Annotated in this window: 16 protein-coding genes and 2 pseudogenes; 8 read left to right on the plus strand and 10 right to left on the minus strand. The window is 63.4% G+C overall.

Features of this window, described 5'->3' with window-relative positions; all coding sequences use genetic code 11:
• Nucleotides 1-117: 117 nt before the first annotated feature.
• The 3 genes from R4P95_RS26325 to R4P95_RS26335 all read right to left on the minus strand — a co-directional run bounded on the left by R4P95_RS26325 (nucleotide 118) and on the right by R4P95_RS26335 (nucleotide 3,908).
• Nucleotides 118-1,023, minus strand: a complete 906-nt coding sequence (locus R4P95_RS26325; RefSeq protein ID WP_317745611.1) for a phytanoyl-CoA dioxygenase family protein — start codon at nucleotides 1,021-1,023, stop codon at nucleotides 118-120.
• A gap of 272 nt (nucleotides 1,024-1,295) precedes the next feature.
• Nucleotides 1,296-2,189 carry a phytanoyl-CoA dioxygenase family protein gene (locus tag R4P95_RS26330; RefSeq protein WP_317745609.1) on the minus strand — a complete coding sequence of 298 codons (894 nt, stop codon included), beginning with the start codon at nucleotides 2,187-2,189 and terminating at the stop codon, nucleotides 1,296-1,298.
• A 75-nt stretch (nucleotides 2,190-2,264) separates the two neighbouring features.
• Nucleotides 2,265-3,908, minus strand: a complete 1,644-nt coding sequence (locus R4P95_RS26335) for a fatty acid--CoA ligase (protein WP_317745608.1) — start codon at nucleotides 3,906-3,908, stop codon at nucleotides 2,265-2,267.
• A 465-nt stretch (nucleotides 3,909-4,373) separates the two neighbouring features.
• On the opposite strand from R4P95_RS26335, the gene R4P95_RS26340 reads away from it, so the two are divergent.
• The gene (locus R4P95_RS26340) at nucleotides 4,374-5,825 is read left to right on the plus strand and encodes an APC family permease (protein ID WP_317745607.1); all 1,452 of its coding nucleotides are present in this window, start codon (nucleotides 4,374-4,376) and stop codon (nucleotides 5,823-5,825) included.
• A gap of 146 nt (nucleotides 5,826-5,971) precedes the next feature.
• Here the strand turns inward: R4P95_RS26340 and R4P95_RS26345 are convergent, their stop codons facing one another.
• From R4P95_RS26345 to R4P95_RS26375, 7 genes and pseudogenes are all read right to left on the minus strand, one after another.
• Nucleotides 5,972-6,580, minus strand: coding sequence for a TetR/AcrR family transcriptional regulator (locus tag R4P95_RS26345; RefSeq protein WP_213575278.1), 609 nt, complete (start codon nucleotides 6,578-6,580; stop codon nucleotides 5,972-5,974).
• A gap of 393 nt (nucleotides 6,581-6,973) precedes the next feature.
• Complete coding sequence (locus R4P95_RS33675; RefSeq protein WP_397517698.1) at nucleotides 6,974-7,912, minus strand: AMP-binding enzyme; 939 nt, start codon at nucleotides 7,910-7,912, stop codon at nucleotides 6,974-6,976.
• Between the two features lie 110 nt (nucleotides 7,913-8,022).
• Nucleotides 8,023-9,245: pseudogene (locus R4P95_RS26355) on the minus strand (acyl-CoA dehydrogenase family protein).
• Nucleotides 9,245-10,273: a phosphotransferase family protein gene (locus R4P95_RS26360; RefSeq protein WP_317745726.1), complete on the minus strand. Its 1,029-nt coding sequence runs from the start codon at nucleotides 10,271-10,273 to the stop codon at nucleotides 9,245-9,247. Before R4P95_RS26360 ends, R4P95_RS26355 begins: the two are co-directional and overlap by 1 nt.
• Before the next feature lie 140 nt (nucleotides 10,274-10,413).
• A pseudogene (locus R4P95_RS26365) lies at nucleotides 10,414-10,548 on the minus strand (acetyl-CoA C-acyltransferase); the annotation flags it as partial.
• A gap of 315 nt (nucleotides 10,549-10,863) precedes the next feature.
• Nucleotides 10,864-11,739 carry an NAD(P)-dependent oxidoreductase gene (locus R4P95_RS26370; protein WP_213575272.1) on the minus strand — a complete coding sequence of 292 codons (876 nt, stop codon included), beginning with the start codon at nucleotides 11,737-11,739 and terminating at the stop codon, nucleotides 10,864-10,866.
• A 121-nt stretch (nucleotides 11,740-11,860) separates the two neighbouring features.
• Entirely contained in the window at nucleotides 11,861-13,315 is a 1,455-nt protein-coding gene (locus R4P95_RS26375; RefSeq protein WP_317745605.1) for an NAD(P)/FAD-dependent oxidoreductase, read from the minus strand.
• A 352-nt stretch (nucleotides 13,316-13,667) separates the two neighbouring features.
• Between R4P95_RS26375 and R4P95_RS26380 the strand changes: the two genes are divergently transcribed.
• The 7 genes from R4P95_RS26380 to R4P95_RS26410 all read left to right on the plus strand — a co-directional run bounded on the left by R4P95_RS26380 (nucleotide 13,668) and on the right by R4P95_RS26410 (nucleotide 21,670).
• The gene (locus R4P95_RS26380; RefSeq protein WP_317745603.1) at nucleotides 13,668-14,285 is read left to right on the plus strand and encodes a hypothetical protein; all 618 of its coding nucleotides are present in this window, start codon (nucleotides 13,668-13,670) and stop codon (nucleotides 14,283-14,285) included.
• Nucleotides 14,278-15,648: a glutamine synthetase family protein gene (locus R4P95_RS26385; RefSeq protein ID WP_317745602.1), complete on the plus strand. Its 1,371-nt coding sequence runs from the start codon at nucleotides 14,278-14,280 to the stop codon at nucleotides 15,646-15,648. The genes R4P95_RS26380 and R4P95_RS26385 overlap by 8 nt, the downstream gene beginning before the upstream one ends.
• Entirely contained in the window at nucleotides 15,645-16,757 is a 1,113-nt protein-coding gene (locus R4P95_RS26390) for a Zn-dependent alcohol dehydrogenase (RefSeq protein ID WP_317745600.1), read from the plus strand. Before R4P95_RS26385 ends, R4P95_RS26390 begins: the two co-directional genes overlap by 4 nt.
• Complete coding sequence (locus tag R4P95_RS26395) at nucleotides 16,754-17,536, plus strand: gamma-glutamyl-gamma-aminobutyrate hydrolase family protein (protein ID WP_317745598.1); 783 nt, start codon at nucleotides 16,754-16,756, stop codon at nucleotides 17,534-17,536. Before R4P95_RS26390 ends, R4P95_RS26395 begins: the two co-directional genes overlap by 4 nt.
• Before the next feature lie 74 nt (nucleotides 17,537-17,610).
• Nucleotides 17,611-18,870 (plus strand): aspartate aminotransferase family protein, encoded by a 1,260-nt coding sequence (locus tag R4P95_RS26400; protein WP_317745597.1) that lies wholly within the window; start codon nucleotides 17,611-17,613, stop codon nucleotides 18,868-18,870.
• Nucleotides 18,871-19,228: 358 nt separating this feature from the next.
• Nucleotides 19,229-20,092: a phytanoyl-CoA dioxygenase family protein gene (locus tag R4P95_RS26405; RefSeq protein WP_317745596.1), complete on the plus strand. Its 864-nt coding sequence runs from the start codon at nucleotides 19,229-19,231 to the stop codon at nucleotides 20,090-20,092.
• A gap of 72 nt (nucleotides 20,093-20,164) precedes the next feature.
• Complete coding sequence (locus tag R4P95_RS26410; RefSeq protein WP_317745595.1) at nucleotides 20,165-21,670, plus strand: aldehyde dehydrogenase family protein; 1,506 nt, start codon at nucleotides 20,165-20,167, stop codon at nucleotides 21,668-21,670.
• Nucleotides 21,671-22,610 lie beyond the last annotated feature (940 nt).

Below are 22,610 nucleotides of genomic sequence, written 5' to 3' on the forward strand. Positions count from 1 at the left end.
ATAGTGCCGATACCCGCGGGCACATCCGGAACTTTTCGAGGCGTCAGAGTCCAACGGGAGTTGCACCGATGAATCACGACTGGTGAGCCCAGTGTCTCCGAATCAGTGGGCTCCGGGTCAGTGGGCGCCGGGAGCTCCGTGGGGACCGACGTACGCTTCTTCGTCATCCAGGCCCAGGTGGCCGGCCAGCTCGCCGTAGTCGTACTGCCACAGGCCACCGGACATAGCCGGGTACTGTGAGCGGAAGCCCAGCAGTCGCTGCGCATGTGGCGTCATGGTCTTGACCAGGTCCATGTCGACCATGAAGGGGTGGGCCTCCTCACCGATGAAGCAGCTGGAGTTGAAGGCGAAGCCGACAGCGCGACGGTAGACGTCCACGGTCTGGTTGGCGCCGCCGCTGTGGGCGGTCTTGCCGCTGAGCAGCAGAGCATCGCCGGAATTCATGATGGCCGGGATGGTGTCCTCGTGCTTACCGCGGTCCTCGAAGTCCGGCCAGTGGTTGCTACCCGGAATGACGCGCGTGGCACCGTTTTCCTCGGTGAAATTGGTGAATGCGATCAGGAAGTTGATCGTGCCTTCCGGCCCCTTTCGGCCGAGCTCGAACAGCGGCCAGAAGTTCTCCAGGTCGCGGTGCATAGGCTGCAGCGGGTTTCCGGGGCCGATCTCGATGACCTGGGCGGCAGTCATCCAGTAGGAGCCGGTCTTCTCCAAGAGAGTGCGATCGGCGATCTCCTTCACCAGCGGATCGTTGAGAACCTCGTTGCGGAAGGTCGCGCTGTGGGTCACCAGGTTGGTGAGACGCTTGGTGTTGACGCCGTGGAACGCCTGCATCATCTCGTTGTCATGTGTGGTTCCCGGATTCAAAGCCTTTATGGCCGGCTCGATCTCGGCGTTGAAGCTCGCCACCTGGTCTTGGGTGAGTAGGCCCTGGATGACCACACCACCGTCGCGTTCCATGATCTCGATAATCTCGGCAGCGGGGGTGCTGCGATGTACGGAGACCAGCGTTTGAGTACTCGTCATGTTCAGCCCTTCATTCGTTATTGCGCGGTCAAGGTTTTGAGTGAAATCGGCCTCGATTTGCCTATGGTCTTCGTTACTTCCCGAGAGGTATGCGGTGGCGTAGATGCGCCGAAGTTGACAAGGGTGACGTGTCCGAGCCTGCCGCCGCTGCGACTCGGTGAAGTCAGCATCCTATTAAGTTCTGGCAGAGTCATTTTCTGCGTGGAATCACGAGAAATTACCGGCGGGTGCTCCGACGCGGGGTGCAGGCCGGACCCGGAACGGCGACCTGCCTACTCGGCGTCGAATTGGGCGTAGGTGTTGGTGAATGACGCAGCGTCTTCCTTCAGCAAGAAGATCGGGTCGGCCATCGTGCCCTCGTGACCGACGAATCCGGTACCGGGCGGGCAGGTCGAGTACCCCAGAAGCTTCTGAATATCCTCGTCGAACGTCCTGGCAATCTCCGGCGGGTACGTAAGGAAAGCGTTCTCCTCCTGACGCAGAAATCCGAGATCCAAACCCATGGTGAAGCCGATCCGGTTGCCTTCGGAGTTGTTGGTGCCACCACCATGGTAGGTACCGCCCACCCAGATCAACGCCGACCCCGCGGCCATCTCCGTCGGCAACGCTTCCTCGGTCTTCGGTGCCCGGGTGTCGTCCCACCGATGACTGCCCGGAACCACCATCGTTCCTCCGTTTTTCGCGGTGAAATCGGTGATAGCGACCATCAACTGGACACGCGCCTGGTTGTAACCTTCGTGGTGGCGCCATTGCCACACACTGTCATCCCGATGCAGCGGCTGCGCACCCTCGCCGGGGTGGATATCGATGATCGAGGTGACCCCGATCTGGTAGTTCGGCACTATCTCGACCCGGTCTTCACCCAAGCAGACCGGACGGGCGCGCTCGAGGTAGTGCGCCGCTACGCCGTTGTAGATCGGGTGACGCGCAGCCGTGGCGGCATGCTTGGTGTGGTTGAAGACGCCATACAGACGCTTGGTACGTTGCCCGGAGAAGTCGTCCTGGCCCCAGGCCGCCGACTCCAGCGCGGCATCGATCTCCACCCGAGTCTCGTTCAGGGTTTCGCCGTCAAAATAGTCACGGATGATGACGCCGCCGTCACGCTCGATGTGCGCGATCACCTCTTCCAGGGGGGCGCTTGCTTCCAGGGTAGTCAAACCAGCCACGATGGCTCCTTCATCAGATGTGCGTTCGGACGCAGCGCTTCTTTCAATGGACTCGTATGAATCTCAGCCACTGGACTATTCAGAACTGAGGACCTCGAGGTGGCCGTCGGCGAACTGCTGTCGAAGCAGTTTCTTGTCGAACTTGCCGACACTGGTCTTCGGAACCTCGTCGAGGTAGACCCAGCTGTCGGGCAATTGCCATTTGGGTAGACGCCCACTCAGATGGTCGCGGAGCACCATCGGATCACGCCGCACTCCTTCCTCGAGAACGACTACTGCACATGGCCGTTCGTCCCACTTTCGATCCGGGATACCGAACACGGCCGCCTCTGCGACGTGCGGATGTGCCATAAGGTCGTTTTCCAGCTCGACGGACGAGATCCATTCCCCGCCGGACTTGATGACGTCTTTGGCGCGATCCACCAGCGTCAGATACCCGTCCGGTGACACACGGCCGATGTCGCCGGTCCGCAGCCAATCACCGTCGAAACTTTCGGCGTACCGCTGCCGCTCGGCGTCATCGCGCGCGTAGTACGCCGCGGTGACCCACGGACCACGCACCTGAAGCTCACCCAGTGAAACGCCGTCGTTGGCGACGGCTTCGCCGGCGTCGTTCTTCAGCCGGTAGTCGACGAGCGGGGCGAATTGGCCCTGCGTCGCGCGATAGGCCCACGGATCGTCACCGGAATGACCCGCGGGCAGTGCCGCGGTGGCAGAGACCGACGAGGTCTCGGTCATACCCCACCCCTGGATCAGGGTGACACCGAGCTCGTCCTCGTAGGCCTGCAACAACGACAACGGTGCCGCCGAGCCGCCGACGAACACCCGCTGCAGGTGCGTGAGGTCCTGCGGCGTGCGCGCGAGGGCCTGCAGGATCCCGGTATAGATCGTCGGCACGGCCGCGGCCACGGTCGGGCGTTCGGCCGCCAGCATCGCCAGCAGCGGCTCGGGCTGCAGAAAGCGATCGGGCATGAGTAGCGATGCGCCGGACATCATCGATGCATACGGCAAGCTCCAGGCGTTGACGTGAAACATGGGCACGATGACCAGGCAGGTGTCCCGGGTGCTCAATCCCATCCCCATGGACGTGGTGACGTGCAGCGCGTGCAGGTAGAGCGAACGGTGCGAGTAGACAACACCCTTCGGATCTCCGGTGGTCCCGGAGGTGTAACACATGGCGGCAGCTGATCGCTCGTCGATATCCGGCCAGCAGTAGGTCTCCGATTGATCCGCGAGCAGCTCCTCGTAATCATGCACCGCGACGTGCGCGGGCGCCTGGAAACTCTCGGGGAGCGCGCCCACCACGACGACGTGCCGCACCGTCGTCATCATCGGCAGCGCCTGTCCGAACGCGGACAACAGCGAAGCATCGACGATCACGACCTGATCTTCGGCATGGTTTGCCACGTAGCCCACTTGACTGGGCGAGAGACGGATATTCAGAGGGTGCACCACCGCACCCATCGCAGGCACCGCCGCATACACTTCGAGGTGCTCGCTGTTGTTCCACATGAAGGTGGCCACCCGGTCCGACCGCTCGATGCCGAGGCCTTGTAAGGCATTGGCCAACTGTGCCATTCGGGGAGCCATCTCGCCGTAGGTTCGGCGCCGACAGCCGCTATCGGTCCAGGTCGACACTATTGCTGCGCTGTGCGCGGTGGTGGCATAGCGCAACAACCGTGCGAGCGACAGCGGTCCGTCATTCATTGTGCTGCGCATGATCTCGCCCTTCGAATTCTGTGCCCGCGGGTTCTACGGCGCAGTCGTGGACTGGGTTCGACGGGCGGCATTCCGCCGCATCCGTCCGTCGCCTACCCGGGGGACGTCACCAACGTCATTTTTGATCGTTTGCCCAAGTCGTGTGATTGGAGACACTATGCCGCCGGCGGCGTCATTGTCAATGCCCGGGCGCGGCCCGGCAGGCCAGCGCGCACGACTTGTGGAGCTCGGGAAAGACCTGGTCGATTTGTCCCATTTACATCCAACTTGCGAATACGGCAAGCAATGTCGGCTGTGGTATTGACCACGGCCGACCATGCTGCAATCATCTGGAGGTCGGTTGACCTAATCGGTTGCACATCGCCCGGCTCCTGCCGTCGCCGATTCGCTGGGCCGACCCGGAGCGCCCGCAGGCCTCCCTTCACCTACGCGATATCTGTCGCGAAACCTTCTAGGAGTAGTCGCATGGTCGATACTGCATCGCCCCATGGCAGCGAGCACCCACATCAATCGGGGGTCGAAGATCTCGACACCGGTCATCTTGGACGGGTACCTCTGGTTTCGTTGTCTCTAGCCTCGTTCATTCCAGCGGTCGGCATGGCGCTCGTACCGCTTCTGATGTTCGAGACCGCTGGTACCGCGGCATGGCCGTCCGCCCTACTCGGTGCGCTTGCGGTGATTTTCGTCGGGCTGTCCGTGATCACCTTTGCTCGCCGCTTTGTCAGCACCGGCTCGCTGTACAGCTATATTGCCGAGGTCTTCGGACCATGGGCCCGATATCTCACCGCAGCAGCACTCTTCGTCGGGTTCGTCCTGCAGGTGGGGGGTGTCGGTGCGGTCTTCGGCATCTTTACCGGTAGCTTCCTCATCTCGCGGGGATTCGAGAACGCTCTCGATGTTGGTCCGCAATCGGCGCTCATTCTCGCCGCGATCGTTATCGGCGCCATCGTCGCAATTCGCGGACTGGACACGTCGGTGCGGGTTGCGGTCGGACTCGCTGCGCTGTCGATTCCACTCGTACTCCTCATCACCACCGCGAGTGCCGTACATACCGGGCTCGACCTGTCCCAGCAGTTCGACTTCGACAACATCAGCGTCAGCGGGACCTTGCAGGGCGTGGCCGCCGGCACCACGTTCCTCATCGGCTTCGAAAGTTGCACGGCATTGGCCGCCGAAACACGGGATGCTCGACGCAATATTCCACTCGCGGTGATGTCCGTGCCCGTGGTGTTGGGTGTCCTGTACTTGCTCTGCACCATCTTGCAAGTGCCCGGGCTCATCGCCGCTTCGTCCGATCTCGAGGCCGGAATGTCGGCGCCGGCAGCGTTGGCACTCAATGCCGGGCTCGGGTCCGCGGTCGCCATGGCAACCGACCTGGTACTCGCCATAGCATGCTTCGCCGCGCTCATCGGGTTCATCAACTACGGCGCCCGTTTCGTCATGACACTGGGAATCGACAAGCTGCTTCCCGAACGAATCAGCTCGGTACACAACACATTCCGAACCCCGCACGTGGCGATCAGCGTCCTGTCGGTACTCGGGTTCGCAGCCATCGCAGCCGTCATGGCCGTCACGGGAACCGTGACAGAGGCCTACTACGCCAGCGCACCACTGATCGTGTACGCCTGGGTCGCCCCGTACGTCCTCATCACCGTCGGTGCCATCGTTCTGATGCTCCGCACCAAGACGAAACGACCCCTCGTCCTCGTGTGCTCCGCACTCGGCGGCCTCACGATGGCCTGGGTCTACTTCAACGGGGTGATCAATCCCCCGGCATCACCGGGCGATGCGATGTCATGGGTGATCATCGTTGTGATCGCACTCGTACTGGCGGTCTTCGCGATGTCCGGTCGGCGACGACGCTTGACCCCCTCCACGCCCGCCCCCATCCGCGGCGAGGAGGAAATCGCCCTCTGACGCGCTGACCACCTGAACCGGCCCTCGCGATCCGCGATCCACAATTGGGACGGTTAGACGGGAATCGCTCATCCCTCGCACAAGTGGCGACGGATGAGCGATTCCCGGTGCGGGCACACCGCACAATGCGTCCTCGCCCGGGCTTTTCAGCCGGCTGCCGTCGCCTGCGGGATTCGGTGCGCGTCCGCCAGGCGTTCCAGGGATTCGGCGATGACATCGACTGTTGTGTCACGCATGACCGGATCGGTGTAGGTCAACCACTGCGGAATCAGACCATCTGCCACCGAGGCGATCGTTCGAGCCAGAACCCCGACCAAGTTGACGTCGTCGTCGGGCCTCAAACCCTCACGCAGTAAGCTTTCGAGCATGTCGAGATAAAGCTGATACACCCGTTTCGCCAAATCACTGTCCTGCCTGCGGACCCAGAAGAACAATTCCAACTGGGCCTGCGCGTAGGTGTCGCTCTTTTCGATCCATGCTTTGATCTGGCGCAGAAGCCCAGCCGCTGCCCGGCCGAGTCCTGAGCCTTCGCGTACGTGAAAACCTTCACGGATCTGTGACGCGGACATGTCCTCATAGATGGCGAGGAACAGCTCTTCTTTCGTGTGAAAGCAGTAATGCAAGCTCGCGAGCGGTGCCTTCGCGCGTTCGGCGATGCGGCGGGTGGTCGCCCCATGTACACCGCGTTCGGCGATGATCTGCACCGCCGCGGTGATGAAGTCCCCTCGACGTTGCCCGGCTGGCAGACGTTCCATCTTCGCTCCTCGCTTCTCCAGTAGATCCGGTAGCCACCAGCCTACCCGATAGTGGATCTTATGACTTGGTCATGGTTGTGACCCACGAGGACAGACCATCGTCGATCCATCTACAACCTCATCAAGCGCCACGGTCGATCAGCCGAGTATGGTGCTGCTGTTCGCGGCGACAGAATCAGCTAGTTCACGCATCCCCGCTCCGAGACAGCAAGTTCCGACGTGCAACTCACGAGGCTCATGAGATTCACTGGCCTTCGTTGCTACAAGTCTTCTCTGCTGTATTACAGGCCCGGCGTCTTGTGTGATGATCGTCTTCATAGAGGCGGTGGGATAATTCGCGCGGCGGTGGCCCAGCTCATCCCACTCCTCGCTGAGCGCCGAAAATGATGCGCGTCACGGCGGATGTCGGCGATAGTCGTCTCTGCGGATTCGATTCGGAATCGCCTTTTGTGGGATCCGATCCTGCCCGAAGTGTGAGCAGAGACAACTGACGTCCTCATCAAGCAGGCACCTTCCGGGGTTGCTGCAGTCGATATCACCCTTGAGGATCTTGCCGGTCGCCCCCTTCGGAAGTTGGTCGACGAACCGGACGATGCCTGGAATCATGTACGCGGAGAGCCTTTCCGGCTCCATGCGGTGACGTCCGCCTTGGCGAGATCGGAGCCGGGTCGGCGCCACGACCGCCATGACCTCGTCGCCGTAGTGGTCGTCGGGAACGCCGATGACGGACGACCGCCAATGATATCGGGGTCGCTGGTAGAGGATCTCCCTCGACCTCACCGGGGTAAACGTTAGCCGCCTCGAATGATCAGGTCCTCGAGCCGGTCGACGATGCGCAGGTCGTTGTCGGTGTCGAACTCGCCGAGGTCCTCGTTGCGGAACCAGCCGTCGGTGGTGATGGCGGCGGGTCCGCCACCAGGTCCGAGTGCAGAGCCGGTGCCAGAGGCTGATCAGCGTCGCCCCAGACTTTATGGCGTCGAGCTGGTCGGTCGACGGCGCGTTCCACGCCGAGAACGATGTCCGTGGTGAGCGCGTCTCCAATGGGAGGCACCCGGCCTCGCGGTATGCAGTGTCGGAGAAGGACGACGCGGCCCCGGTCGCCGGGTCGACGACCACCTCGTACCCGAGCGTCAGGCACTGGGGCAACTGTCGCTGGGGTTGCCGCCCCGCGGGTCTCGCCGGACGGGCCTCCGTAAGCATGTGGTGGAGGTGGGTGGCTACGCCGGCAGGTTCACCTGGTCGGCGAGCTGACCGGTGGCCCCGGGGTGCCGAGGGCGCTCTGGTCGACCTTCGCGCGCTCGAGGTAGGGGTGTGCCGGGATTCCCAGGGCATGCAGGCCAGGCCGGCGTCGTAACGGGCACGCAGAAATTCGAGCCGGTCGGTGTCGCCGGGTCGTGGGCGGCGAGGAACTCCTCGACGTGTCGCCGCAAATCAGTCGGCGGTCATCGTGCCTGTCTCTGCCGGCGCAGCTCCGTGCGGGCCAGCGCGTTTTTGTGCACCTCGTCCGGTCCGTCGGCGAACCGAAGGGTGCGGTTACGTGCGTAGGCTCCGGCGAGGGGAAAGTCCTGCGACAGTCCGCCGGCGCCGTGTACCTGGATGGCCTTGTCCAAGATCCACTGCACGGTGGCGGGGGTAGCGATCTTGATTGCCTGGATCTCGGTGTGCGCACCCTTGTTGCCGACCGTGTCCATCAGCCACGCGGTCTTCTGCACCAGCAGTCGCAGTTGCTCGAGGCGTACCCGGGATTCGGCGATCCAGTCCCGCACCATCCCCTGCTCGGCCAGTGGTTTACCGAATGCGACTCGTTCGTCCGCCCGCGCGCACATCAGTTCGATCGCCCGCTCGGCGACCCCGATCGCCCGCATGCAGTGGTGGATCCGGCCCGGGCCGAGTCGGGCCTGCGCGATAGCGAACCCGTCCCCTTCGCCGCCGATCAGATTCTCGGCAGGCACTCGCACATCGGTGAACGAGAGCTCCGCATGGCCGCCGTGCTCGTGGTCGTCGTATCCCATCACGTGCATCGCGCGGTGAATTTCGACGCCGGGGGTATCGCGTTCCACGAGAATCATCGACTGCTGGCGGTGCCGATCGGCGGACGGGTCGGTCTTGCCCATGACGATGAAGATCTTCGCGTTGGGGTTCATCGCCCCGGTGATCCACCACTTGCGGCCGTTGAGGACGTACTCGTTTCCGTCCCGCTCGATCCGGGTCGAGATGTTGGTGGCATCCGAGGAGGCCACCGCAGGCTCGGTCATCGCGAACGCGGACCGGATCTCGCCCTCGAGCAACGGCTCGAGCCACCGCTTGCGTTGCTGCTCGCTGCCGAAGAGCGAGAGCACTTCCATGTTGCCGGTGTCGGGGGCGGCGCAGTTCATCGCCGCCGGAGCCAGATCTCCGCTGCGGCCGGAGATCTCGGCGATCGCGGTGTACTGCAGGTTGGTCAGCCCGCCGCCCTCGTCTCCGGGCAAGAAGAGATTCCATAGCCCGAGTTTGCGTGCCTGCGTCCGCAGTTCATCGAGGATCGGGGTGCGGTCCCAGGCCCAGTGATCGTCGAGCTGGACCAGTTGGTCCTCGAAGATCTTCTCCGCCGGTACACGTGGCTGTCCATGAACTCGCGCATGGTCGCGCGGAGTTCCTCGGTGCGTGCATCGTGGGCGAAATCCATCAGTGGTACTCCGTCAGTGCGTCGAGACCGGCGTCGAGCAGGGGATGCACCGCGTCGCCGATGTCGAATCCGTCGCCGACGGTCTGGCCGCGCAGGTAGCGGTAGTGGATGCCTTCGAGGATCGCGGCGAGTTTGAACGCCGCGAGGCCGAGGTAGAACCCGAATCGGGTCAGGTCACGGTCGCTGCCGGCGGCGTAGCGGGCGATGATGTCGGATTCGGCGAGGAAACCGGATGCCGATGAGGCGTCGGCGGTCGCGGCCGAGCCGAGCACGTCGCCGAGCCGGTGGTAGGTGAGCATCAACGCCAGGTCCGTGAGCGGGTCGCCGAGGGTGGCCATCTCCCAGTCAAGTACCGCGGTGGGGTGGTCGTCGGCGTCGATGAGCAGGTTGTCGAGCCGGTAATCGCCGTGCACGATGCCGGTGGCCGACTCCTCCGGCACGTCGGCGGACAGCCGTGCGTAGAGCTCGTCGGCTGCGGGCAGGTCCCGGTTGTGTGAGGCGTCGAGTTGCTTCTTCCAGCGGCCGACCTGACGAGCCAGGAAGCCTTCGGGTTTGCCGAAGTCCGCGAGACCGACGGACCGCGGGTCCACCTGGTGCAGGGCCGCGAGGGTGTCCACGAGCCGGGTCGAGATGATCCGGGTGCGGGCGGCACCGAGTTCGTTCAGGTCCGCCGCCCGCCGGTACGGTGTGCCGGCGCAGCGTTCCATCACGTAGAAGGGGGCGCCGAGCACGTCGGGGTCCTGGCACAGCGCGTACGTGGTGGGCACCGGGACCGCGGTGTCCTGCAGCGCCGACATCACCCGATACTCGCGGCCCATGTCGTGTGCGGTGGCCAGCACGTGGCCGAGCGGGGGGCGGCGCACGATCCAAGTCGATCTACCATCGGTGACCTGGTAGGTGAGGTTGGATTTGCCTCCGGCGATCAGCGACGCCCGAAGCGGCCCGTCCGCCCCGGGAATTTCGGCGGCGAACCAGGCGCCGAGTCGTGCGAGGTCCAGGCCGGGTGGCGGTGTCGCGGTCGTGGACATCACGGAGCGAGCGACGCCGGCCCCGATGCCGCGGGCCGCGCCGGTGACGATGGCGGTGGGGGTGTTGGTCATCGATTCGCTCCAGTTTCAGAGAGATTCGAACAGGCTGGCACGGCCGGGTGAGGAAGGACGGCGGTACTGAGTTCGGGCACCTTAGCCAGGGCGGCCCGCACCATCTGCACGGTCAGGGCGTCCGGACGCAGGTCCTCGAGCGACCCCTCGCCGGCCCGGCCGATCGGCGAGCGGGCGGCGGAAACGATGACGGCTTCGGGCATCGCCCCTCCTCTCATGGTTGATTACCGAGCGCACTGTTCGCTCTGTTGCGGCGCCGCCCCGCTTGCTTAGCCTTTGTCATAATCAATGTCTCGGATCCGCACACGTTCTACCGCCACGCCGGAGCGTGGCTCACACGCCCGCGCGGTCGCAGCAAACTCCGACGTGTCGGGCCACACCTACGCGAACTTGCCGGCAACGACACCGTTCCCACCGACTTCGCCTCGAGTGCCAACCCACTGCAGGGCACACCTGTACGGGCGCCGCATTAGCTGTACGGCCTTTACGCGGTCTCCGTGCGCCTGGCGATCGTGCTGCTATTCGGCTGAGAGCTTGACGACGGCGGCGAGGTCCTCGTTCGCGAGGCCGGCGGCGACTGCCCGGTCGAACACGCTCGTGGTGGCCCGAATCATCGTGGCCGGGCCGTGTGGTGCCATCGTGTCGAGGAAGCTCTGACCGGCCTCTTGGTAGACGGTGAGTGTCGCTCGCTCGGTGGCGAATGTGCCGGTGTCCACACGGTTCAGGATGTCGTGGATCTCCTCGGAGAACTGATTGAGGGCGTACGGCAGGAGGGACCGGAGCGCGTCGGTGCTGACACCGGCGTTGCCCATGTACCTTGTCGCCTCGATGAACGCCACCATGCTGGACATGTAGAAGGCGCCGACCAGGCCGGCGTCCATGACGTTGGCTGCGCCGTGAACGGTCCCGACATGCAGTGAACTTCCGGCCAGCGCCCGAACGATGTCGCTGTGCGCCGTCCAGAGTTGCTCGGGGCCGGCGACCAGGATGTGGGCCTCGGCGCTGCCGATCTGCTCGGGGAAGCAGAGGATTACGCCGTCCAGAAACGGCACGTCGTGTTCGGCCGCCCACGCCGCAAGTTCGTTGGCCTCGTCCGGTAATCCGCTGGTCAGGTTCAATATCGTGCCGGCGACCCGGGCGGGATCGATCTGCGCGAGCAGGGCGCGAACGTCATCGGTGGTGCTGACGCAGACGATGGTCAGGTCTGCTTTTTCGAACGCCGAGCTGACGTCCGTGAGGACGGTGGCACCGGCATCGACCAATCGCACGGTCCGCTCCGGGCTCCGATTCCAGATTGCGACCGATTGCTGCTTCGCGAGCGCGGCCCGGGCTATTGCGGATCCCATGTTTCCGCAACCGATCACGGCCACATCGAGCTGATTCGTTCCATCCATGCGCACTCCTCTTGTCAACCGAATAGAACAGATGAAATAGGCTTTCGTCCCGCGGACAGAGCTGCCGCCATTGGGAACTCGCCTCGGCCCAGCCGGCCTCTCGCAGACTGCCGGTGTACCGCTAAGCGAACTGAAGTACCCCGTCGTCGGGATCGGCGCTGAGGATTTCCTTGGTGAGCTCGTGGACCTGCGGGTTCAGCCACGGGAGCCGATCACCCTGCGACGGCATGTGATCGAGATACCGCAGGAAATATCCTGAGGTCACTCCGGTCATCCAGGGATCGCGCGGCATGTTTTCTTCGCCGGGACGCAACACCGGTGTCACCGAGCTGGCGCCCAGCTTGTCCATCGTGGTGAGAAGTGAACTCCAGAATTGGTTGACCAGTTCGAGTCTCAGCGTCCACGACGAGTTCAGGTAACCGTGCGCCTGCACGAGGTTGGGGACGCCGCTGAAAGCGACACCCTTGTAGGTGTAGGTCCTGCTGAAGTCGACCGGGTTCCCGTCGACGGTGAACGCAACCTTGCCGAGGGTGCACAGGTTCAGTCCGGTGGCGGTGACGATGATGTCGGCCTCCACCTCTTCGCCGGACTCCATTCGAATGCCGTGCTCGGTGAACTCGGCGATGGTTCCGGTTGCCACGTCGGCCCGGCCGGCCTTGATCGCTTCGAAGAGGTCGCCGTTGGGGACCAGGCACAGGCGCTGATCCCACGGTTGATAGGACGGGGTGAAGTGCTTCTCGCGGAACTCGGGTCCCACAATCGCGTCGATCGCGTCGAACAGCGGTTTCTTGAACTCGTCGGGGTGGTTGCGTGCGTACTGGTAGTTGATCTGTTGCTGTTCCACGTTGCGCAGGCGCACCGTTTCGAACGCGGCCTCGTCGCCGATCTCCGCACGCAACTTGATGGCGTCCTCGTCGATGTCGCTGTCGATCGAGACGTACGAGGGCGAACGCTGCACCATGGTTACCTTGGCGGCGGTGCCGGCCATCGCCGGGATCAGCGTGATGGCCGTGGCCCCGGAGCCGATGACGGCGACTTTTTTGTCACCGTAATCGAGATCCTCTGGCCATTCTTGGGGGTGGACGATCGGGCCCCGGAAGTTCTCCTCGCCCGGGAATCGTGGTCGGTAGCCGTTCTCGTTGTCGTAGTAGCCCGAGGCCATGTACAGGAATGAGCACGTGATCGTCTCGTTGCCGGCGGACGACTCGACCTGCACCCTCCAGGTGCTGGTCTCGCTCGACCAATCTGCCCTCAGCACGCGTTGATTGACGCGAATGAAGGGACGTAGCTGGTGCTCCTCGACCGCTTCGTCGAGGTATTCGAGGATGGTCTGCCCGGCCGCGATCGACTTCTCGGCCCGCCACGGCTTGAAGCTGTAGCCGAGGGTGAACATGTCGCTGTCGGACCGGATGCCCGGGTACCGGAACAGGTCCCAGGTGCCACCGAGGTTGTCGCGCTTCTCGAGCATGACGAATGTCCGCTCGGGATGGGTGGTACGTAGTTCGACCGCGGCGGCGATGCCGGAAAGTCCCGCTCCCACGATTACGACGTCGACGTGCGAGTTTGTTGGCTCCATGAAGTCACTCCCTACCGAACGGGCCGGCTGCTATTGATACCAGTGTTTGCTGGTGAGACTCGGTGAATCCGGATCCACGGGGCGGGTTGCCGGCCGTGGGTCGACCGTATCGGGACCGAGAGAAGAATCTATTGACCTAATCACTTGATCTGCCAGCTAGTGTGCAGCAAGACCGCCATCCGCGTCAACAGTATCTGTCGTATGCTGCGTCGGGAACTCCCGCACAGAGGTATTCCCTTCATGAGGACTCGCGGACCGTGAATGACTCTTGACGCAGCCGGTGATACCGGTCACTATTGATCAAATGACTTAGGCAGGAGTCTTGGTCAGTCATCGAAATGAGGTCAAGTAGGTGAGTTCTCTGACTGCAGAAGATTTGCTGGTCGCGGTCGAGCCGGATCCGACGCCGCTGGTGTTGTCGGTGGCTCGGACGCTGAGGGCCAGCGCCGAGATTCCCGAGTTGCGCGCGCTGATCAGCAGCGCTGCCGGGGCGGTGGCGCTCGCGTCGGTCGCCGATCGGCAGGCGGTGACGCTCGAGTTCGCCGACGGTCGCGTCCATGTGAGGCACGGTGTCGAGGAAGGCGTCGAGCCTCTCGAACTGCACTTCTACCCGGAGTACACGGTTGTCGGGGGAGGTGAGCTCGGGGAGGCGGTCGGCAGGATGCTCTCGCCGCCCCTGCCGGACTGGAATGTTGCTGCGCAGAAGTTCTGGGAACTCAACGCCGACACCGCCGGATTTCCCGAGCAGTTGATCATCGTGTGTACCGACGACGACGAGCGTCTGGTATGCGGCGACGGTGCTACCACATTCGAGATCCACGGGTCGGCCGAATCACTGTCGGCGGTCCTCGGTGGGCGGTTCGATTCATTTCTCATCGCGCTGGGCGTCGGTGCCGTCGCGGTAATCGGCACGGCCGCACAGATTTCTGTGATGTGCGGTGCACACTGGAAGGTACGGTTCCATGGCTGAAACAACGGGTGCCCAGGTTCGGCAGTGGCTCGAAGAGCGGGCCATCACGTCGATTCGCATCGAGGCCACGAACCTCGACGGCACGTTTGTGGGAAAGTCGATTTCCCCGAAAAAGTTTCTGAGCGGACTCGAGACGGGATTCCCGTTCGCCGATGTCGTCTTCGGCAACGATCTCGGTAACTTTCCGCAGTTCGGTTTCGCCTTTCCACAGTGGCGCGGTGATCTGCTGGACATCTTCTTGCGTCCCGACCTGGGGACGCTGATCGAATGGGCGCCCGGCAAGGCATCCGTCATCGGCGACTTCTGGACCAAGACCGGCGACCCGGTGTCGGTATGTCCGCGGAACCTCTTGCGCAAGGTGGAGCGGCAGGCCGCTGCGGAGGGCTACTCGGTCAGGGCTGCGATCGAGATCGAAGCTACCCTCTTCGAGGAGTCCGTTCACGAGGCGCGCCGCAAGGGATACACGGATCTGACCCCGCTCGGCGGTTCGGCCGGCGGAGCCTATGTGCATGCCAAGTCGGGTGATTGGTGGCAGTTCCTGGACCGGGTGCAGCAGCGTCTGGAAGAGCTGGGACTGGAGTGGGAGGCGTGTAACGACGAGGCGGCCGTCGGCCAAATCGAGATCAACGTCGCCGTCGCCGACATCGTCACCACGGCCGACAACTGGGCCCGGACTCGTCAGGTCCTTCGCGAGGTCGCGAACGAGCTGGGTCGGTCGGTGACGTTCATGGCCAAGTGGTCCGACGCGTGGGGTCAGGCTTCGCATCTGAATATCTCGTTGGCGAACGAGGACGGCAACGCGTTCTTCGCCGAGAACGGGCCGTCCGACGTGATGCGAAACTTCATCGGCGGCGTCATGCAAACTCTGCCGGGGGCAACCTCGCTGGCACTGCCGTTCCTGACCTCCTACCGGCGGCAGATCCCGCTGGAAGGCCCGCCCACGACCGTCACGTGGGGGATCGACAACAAGACCACCGCCATCCGCGCGGTGACCCGCCACCCGCAGTACTCGCGCATCGAATACCGGACGCCGGGAGCAGATTCCAACGCGTACCTGGTAGCTGCGGCGGTGCTGGGGGCCGGTCTCTACGGCATCGTCAACGGCGTCGAGCCGTCGGCCCCGTTCGTCGGCATGGCCTGGTGTAACCCGGCCGGCACCGAGGCGCTGCCGCACACGATCACCCGCGCCGCCGATGCTCTCGCAGCAGACAAGGCGCTGGTCGAGGTACTCGGGCAGGAGTTCGTCGACTACTGGATCGGAACCCGACGTTGGGAATGGCTGGCGTTCCACACCATGGGCGGCGGCGACCCCGACTGCGGGATCACCGATTGGGAACTCAACCGCTACTTCGAGCTCGTATGAGCACCCGGATCAAGGCGGCAGTGCTCAACTCCGCGCCGGGTACGTTGGATATCGAAGAACTGGTTATCGACGACCCCGGGCCCGACGAGGTGCTGGTCCGGATCGCGTACGCCGGTCTGTGTCATTCGGACCTGCACGAGATGGATGGAACCTTCGAGTCCGACACGCCGATCGTGCTCGGCCACGAGGCGGTGGGCGAAGTCGTCGGAGTCGGCAGCGCTGTGACGGAGTTCAGTCCAGGCGACACGGTCGTGACCTGTCTGTCGGTGTACTGCGGGTCGTGCGAATTTTGCCTGTCCGGGCAGCAGACCTTGTGCGTGCGCCGGGCACAGTTGCAGCAGGGCCGCGTCCGTCCCCGTCTGACGAATAGTCGGGGGGCGGCGGTGCGGGCGACGGCCGGGATCGGTGGGTTCGCCGAGATGGCGCTGGTCCACAAGAACAGCGTCGTCGGGATTCCACCGGGGGTACGACTGCAGACGGCGAGTGTGCTGGGCTGCGCGGTGACCACCGGGATGGGCTCGGTGCTGCAGAGCGCCTGCGTTCGTCCCGGGCAGACCGTTGCGGTGATCGGGCTCGGCGGAATCGGATTCTCCGCGGTGCAGGCCGCCCGGCTGGCCGGCGCGGCGCAGATCATCGGCGTGGACGTCGTGCCGGAAAAATTGGAGCAGGCCAAGCTCTTCGGGGCAACAGACGTGGTCAATGCCCGCGAGACCGACCCGGTCGCGGCGGTACGTGCGCTGACCATCGGCGGCACCCACCACGCGTTCGAGGCAGTCGGCTCCGGGGCGACCGCAGGGCAGGCGTTCGCGATGCTGCGACCGGGCGGCGTGGCCACGGTGATGGGCATGATCCCGGATTCGCATTCGATTCCACTTCGTGGATCCGAACTCTTCATGCAGGAAAAGAGTTTGCGCGGGTCGTTCATGGGTTCGAACCACTTCAAAGTGGACATCCCCATGTATCTGCAGTTCGCACGGGCGGGACTGTTGCAGCTCGACGAGCTGGTCACCGCTGAATACTCACTCGAAACAATCAACGCAGGCTTCGATGCCCTGGCGTCGGGCAAGGAAATCCGCGTTGTCGTGCGAATTGGGGAGGAGTCGAAATGAGACCTCTCATCGGTATTACCGGAAGGTGCTACCGGCTGGAAATGGTGACCGGTACGTCTCCACGGTTCACCGATCGGTTGACGAACTCGTTCTTCACCGACTTCGACCGGTGCGTGGCGCAGGCCGGCGGCATTCCGGTCAACCTGCCGTTCGTGTCGAGTTCGACGGGTGTGGCCGACAGGTTGGACGGGTTGATCGTGACCGGCGGGCAGGACGTGCATCCGTCGCGCTGGGGCGGCATGCGGCCGGTCGACCCGGACGCCGACCCGCGCCGGAACATCGACGTCATCGACTTCGAGCGGGACCAGTACGAGGCCGATCTGATCTCCGATGCGCTGGCGCTGGGCATCCCCATCCTCGGTGTGTGCCGCGGGCATCAGCTGCTGAACGCCGTCCTCGGCGGGACGCTGATCGAGGACATCGAGGAAACGTCCATCGTGCATTCTTCACCGAAGGCGGCGCCCTACGCCGGTGACGACAACCATGTCGTCGAATTTTCCTCCGGCAGTGTCGGACGCCAGATCTACGGTGCCCGTCGAACATCGAACTCCTGGCATCATCAGGCGGTCGACCTGCCGGGTGTCGGACTCGCGGTCACCGGCCGAGCCACCGACGGAATTACGGAGATGATCGAGCTCAGTGACCGACCGGTTGTCGGCGTCCAATGGCACCCAGAATGGCAAACCGAGAGTGACCCGATCTTCGATTGGCTCATCGAACGGTGCACGTGGGCAACGGACGATCGCCGACAGGGCCAACAGGACAGGAAGGTGGGGTGACGCGCCCAGCGCGCGCATTCTCGGCAAGTTCGGGTTCTGATTCTAGTTCAGCTATACGAGGAGTTTCACCGGGTATGGGTCTTCAATCTTCACTTGCCGCATTTCAGCGCTCCCGGAACAGCATCGGGGGCGGAGTCAGTTCGGGGTTGCGTGCTTCCATGCAGCCGCATCCGTTGTTCGTCCAGGAAGCTCGTGGCGCCCACGTCTGGGACCTCGACGGTGATCGCTATGTCGATTGTGTCATGGCCTGGGGTGCAATGGTGCTCGGTCACAGCGACGATCGGGTGGTCTCTGCCGTCCGGGGAGTTGTGGACCGCATGCAGGTGGTCGGCACCGGCCACGTCCTCGAGTATGCGGCGGCGGAAGCGGTGCTGGACGCGGTTCCGCACGGTGAGCGCCTGCTGTGGAGCAACACCGGCACCGAGGCCGTGCAGGTGTCGCTGCGGCTTGCCCGGGCCGCAACCGGACGTCGACGCATCGTCAAGTTCGCCAAGAGTTACCACGGCTGGCAGGATTCGGTCTATGCGGGTATGTCGGCGGACGAGTACGGCAGGCCGACGCTGACCGCAACAAAAGGTCAAAGCCCGAGCGTCCTCGATGACCTGATCGTCTCGGAGTTCAACGACGTCGACATGATTACGGGCATTCTCGAAGACGCGCGCGAGCTCGATATCGCCGCGGTCCTGCTCGACCCGATCATGAGCAACGCGGGTGTGACCGAACCGCTTCCGGAGTTCCTGCGGGCGGTTCGGACGCTGTGCGATGAGGCCGGCGTGGTGCTCATTTTCGACGAGGTCATTGCGGGCTTCCGGATCGCGCGCGGTGGTGCCACCGAGCGCTTCGGGGTACGCCCGGATCTATCGGTATTCGGCAAGGCGATCGCCGGCGGATTCACCCAGAGCGCGGTGGTCGGCCGCGCGGACTTGATAGATCAGGTCACCGACGGCGTCGTGCACGCCGGAACGTTCAACGGAAATCCGGTCGCGCTGGCCGCAGTCGAGGCGACGATGGGTGTGCTCACGGACCCGGCGGTGTATGCGACGTTGGAGAGCAACGCGGCGCGGTTCAACGATGCGTTCGATACGGTACTGACCGACGCCGGAGTCCCGGCGCATTTGAACCGGGTGGGGTCGTTGCTGCAATTCGTGCCGGAGGACGCGGCCACCGGGCTCCACGGAACCGGTGGCATCTGGGGGAAAGTCCTGGGCGGGATGCTCGCCGAAGGCGTGATGTTCATGCCCTCGGGAAAAATTTTCATGAGTACTGCGCACACCGCGCACGACATCGACTTCATCGCCGAGGCGCTGAGCCGCGTCGTCGGCCGAACTGCCTGACGGATCAGCGCTGCTTGACGGTTCAGCCGAATCCCCAGCGTCGGTAGCGATACGTAGCGTCGCCCAACAGGTGTGTAATCACAGCCTGACGCGTCATGATGAATTTCGAATCAAATGATCAGGTTGGGTATCTCGTGGTGAAATGTTGCTGTACGCCTCCAACCACCTGCCGCGATGCGGACGGATCGATTTCGAGCCCGCCATACTGCTCGAATGTTGCTGTTCGGCAGCACATACGCTTCTTCCGGACGAGCTGTATCTGGACGTGATCTATCACACGAAAAACCCTTGTACTTAGTTTGATCGAGCGATAAGGTCAAATGATCTAAAACAGGATCTACCGGATGGAGAAGAAGTTATGACCGTCGACCAGCAGGCACTGCAACAAGTCCCCGTGACCACGTCTGCGGATAAAATTCTCGAGATCGTCCGCCGCGACGGCGGCGTGATCATCAAAGACTTCCTCACACAGGACCAGATCAAACGCTTCAACGCTGACATCGACGATCCGATGGCAAAGCTGCGCCCCGGATCTACGCATGACGGCATCATCGCCGAGTTCCACGGAAGCAACACCAAGCGCCTGACGAATCTGGTCACGCACAGCAAAACTTTCCGCGAGGAGATCATCGACAAGGACCTGGTCCATGAACTGGGCGATCTGACCTTCGTCGAGGAAGCCGGCACGTACTGGATGACCACGGCGCAGGTCATCGAGATCGGCCCGGGTAACAAGGCTCAGATGCTGCACCGCGACCTGGGCAACTGGACTCCCTTCATCGCCATGGGCCCGTCCGGCCCCGAAGCGTGCATCAACTTTCTGATCGCGCTGACCGACTTCACCGAGGACAATGGTGCGACACGGGTCATCCCGGGCAGCAATCATTGGGAGGACTTCGAGGACAATGGGACTCCGGAAGGCACCATTCCGGCGATCATGAAGGCCGGCGACGCGCTGTTCATCAGTGGTAAGACTGTCCACGGTGGTGGGGCCAATCTCACGGACAACGAGTACCGTCGCGCTGTTGCGTTCACGTTCAACGCCGGCTATTTGACCCCCGAAGAGTCCTACCCGTTCATCGTCGATCTGGAGATCGCCAAGACGCTGTCGCCGCGTGCGCAACGGCTGATCGGATTCCGCTCGCAGTACCCGCTGACGTCTGCTGGATTGTGGCAGGTCGATTACAACGAATTGGCCGGGGTCCTCGGGCTCGACAACTGAGGCCTCGCAAACCATCGGATATTCGAGAATGCAGAGCAGCGGCGCCGAGCCGCGCGAAAGGCGGAATCAACTGTGGCAGCCGAAGTCAAGACTCCCGGACCGGCGACGCTCGGCGACTGGCTGGACATCAAGGTGCAGACCGAGTTGCCGACCGCAATGTGGATCGACGGCGAGTGGGCACAAGCAAACAGCGGCAAAACCACAACGCACACCAGTCCCCGCAACGGCGAGACGGTTCAGGTGGCGAGCGCTGACGACGTGGATGTCGAGCGCGCAATACAGGGCGCCAAGCGCGCCTTTCGCAGCAGGGTGTGGGCAGGCCTGGAGCCGCGTGAGCGCGGCGAGGCGCTGATCCGGTGGGCCGACCTGCTCGATCAGCATCGTGACGAGCTGGCGTTCCTTGTCGCGTATGAAATGGGTAAACCCGTCACGATCGCGTGGAACGTCGAGATGCGTACCGCGATCAACACTGTGCGCTGGTACGGCGAGCTGGCCGACAAACTGATGGACGAGTCGCCGCGCGGCCGCAACGGCGCGGTCGCGCTGGTGACCCGTGAGCCGGTCGGCGTCGTCGGCATCATCACGCCGTGGAACTTCCCGATGACGCTGTCGATGTTCAAGATCCCGGCTGCTCTCGTCGCAGGCAACAGCGTCGTTGCCAAGCCGGCCAGTCAGACGCCGTTCTCGTTGCTGCGGGCTGCGGAGCTTGCCTTCGAGGCGGGCATACCTCCGGGCGTGCTGCAGGTGATCACAGGCAGCGGCGCCAAGGTGGGTGAGCTGCTCGGCATGCACGATGATATCGCGACCCTGGCGTTCACCGGATCTACCGACGTGGGAAAGCAGCTGCTGTCCTACGCGGGTGCATCCAACGCCAAACCGGTATGGCTCGAGCTGGGTGGCAAGTCGCCGAACATAGTGTTCCCCGACGTGGCCGACCTGGACAAGGCAGCATCAATGGCCGCCTGGGCGGTGTCCTTCAACAGCGGTCAAATGTGCACCGCTGGATCGCGATTAGTGGTCCACGAAGACATCCGCGAGGAAGTGGTGGCAAAAGTTGTCGACAAGCTGAACGCAGCGGTGATCGGTGATCCACTGGATCCGGCGACCACGCTGGGACCGCTGGCCTATGCCGCACATCGCGACGACGTTCTCGCGGAGATCCGCAAGGGCATCGACTCGGGTGCCAAGCTGGTTCTGGGCTCCGATGCCAGGCGCGATGACGGCCTGTACGTCGAACCGGCTGTATTCGTCGACGTCGATCCGGACAGTAGGGTCGCCCAGCACGAGATCTTCGGTCCGGTGCTGGCGGTGCACTCCTTCCGTACAGAGGAGGAGGCACTCGCGATCGCGAATAACACAGTATACGGACTGGGTTCAGCGGTGTGGACCGCGGATCTGAGTCGGGCCCACCGGATGGCGCGAGGAATCGAAGCCGGTCTGGTCTGGATCAACTGCTACGAAGAGGGCGACTCCTCGGTCCCGTTCGGTGGCCGCAAGATGTCCGGGCACGGTGCGGACAGAAGCAATCACGGTCTGGACAAATACACGCACCTCAAAACGACCTGGATCGAGCTGTAATCACCGGGGCGCCCAACCGGACTGACCGGCCGATTTCGTCCGGAGCATTCGGCGTGTCCCGCCGGAAGGCCCCCGGCCACTGACATTTCGGGATCGTATGTCTGGCTGGTGCGCAGGCAGTGGTGAGTTGTCCGAGATGCGTTTGTGTGTCAGTGGTCGGGAACGATCTGCACCGGCGGCGGTCGGTGACGAGACAACCCTTGACGACCACCCCATCGTCAGCGATCCAGTGGCGTTGAGGGTTGCAGATCGAAAGGCCGGGCCCGAACCCCGGAGGTCGTGCTCGGCGCGACCTTCGGCTGGTTCTGGGCCGTCGACGCGCTCGAGGTGGCCGGAGTCGCGGTGAACTTGGCACACCCATTGGTTATCAGGAGTTTTCGGTATCCGAAGGATAAAGACCGACGTACGAGATGCCCGGGTGACCGGAGGGCGGGTGCGGATACACCGGCTGCCCGAGGCCTGGATCGCCCCGCCACCGGTTCGAGAGGCGCGGAACTGGTGCGCTTCTGAGTCAAGCCGTCGCGCTGCGCTCAGGGATCAGTTTGGGACAGCCGGAACGATTCAGATGACGACCGCTATATTTTCCGGCACAGGTCCTCCGAGCGGTTTCCACGGTAGAGCAAGATCGAGAATGTCGCCGTTGCTACGGCGGTGCCACATCCCTTTTCCACTCTCGGGTCGCGTACTCGCACTTGCGTATGAGCGTGAGATCTGTCGGACCGGTCGGCGGCGCTGGAGCACGTCTCCATAGCGATTCAGTCAAAGGGGCTTGAATCCGTTCATTCGCGGACGGCGCGGGTAGGCCCATGCCAAGCGTTGTATCTCTTCTGGGGCGCAGCTGGATTCTGGGATCTTCTGCCACAAGCGGTCGATGAACTGGGGTTTTGACAGCCCGAAGTGAACGAGGATCTCGTCATCGCTAGCACCCCCGTATGGTGCC

It is taken from the genome of Rhodococcus sp. IEGM 27 (assembly GCF_033142305.1).
Taxonomy (GTDB): domain Bacteria; phylum Actinomycetota; class Actinomycetes; order Mycobacteriales; family Mycobacteriaceae; genus Rhodococcus_F; species Rhodococcus_F oxybenzonivorans.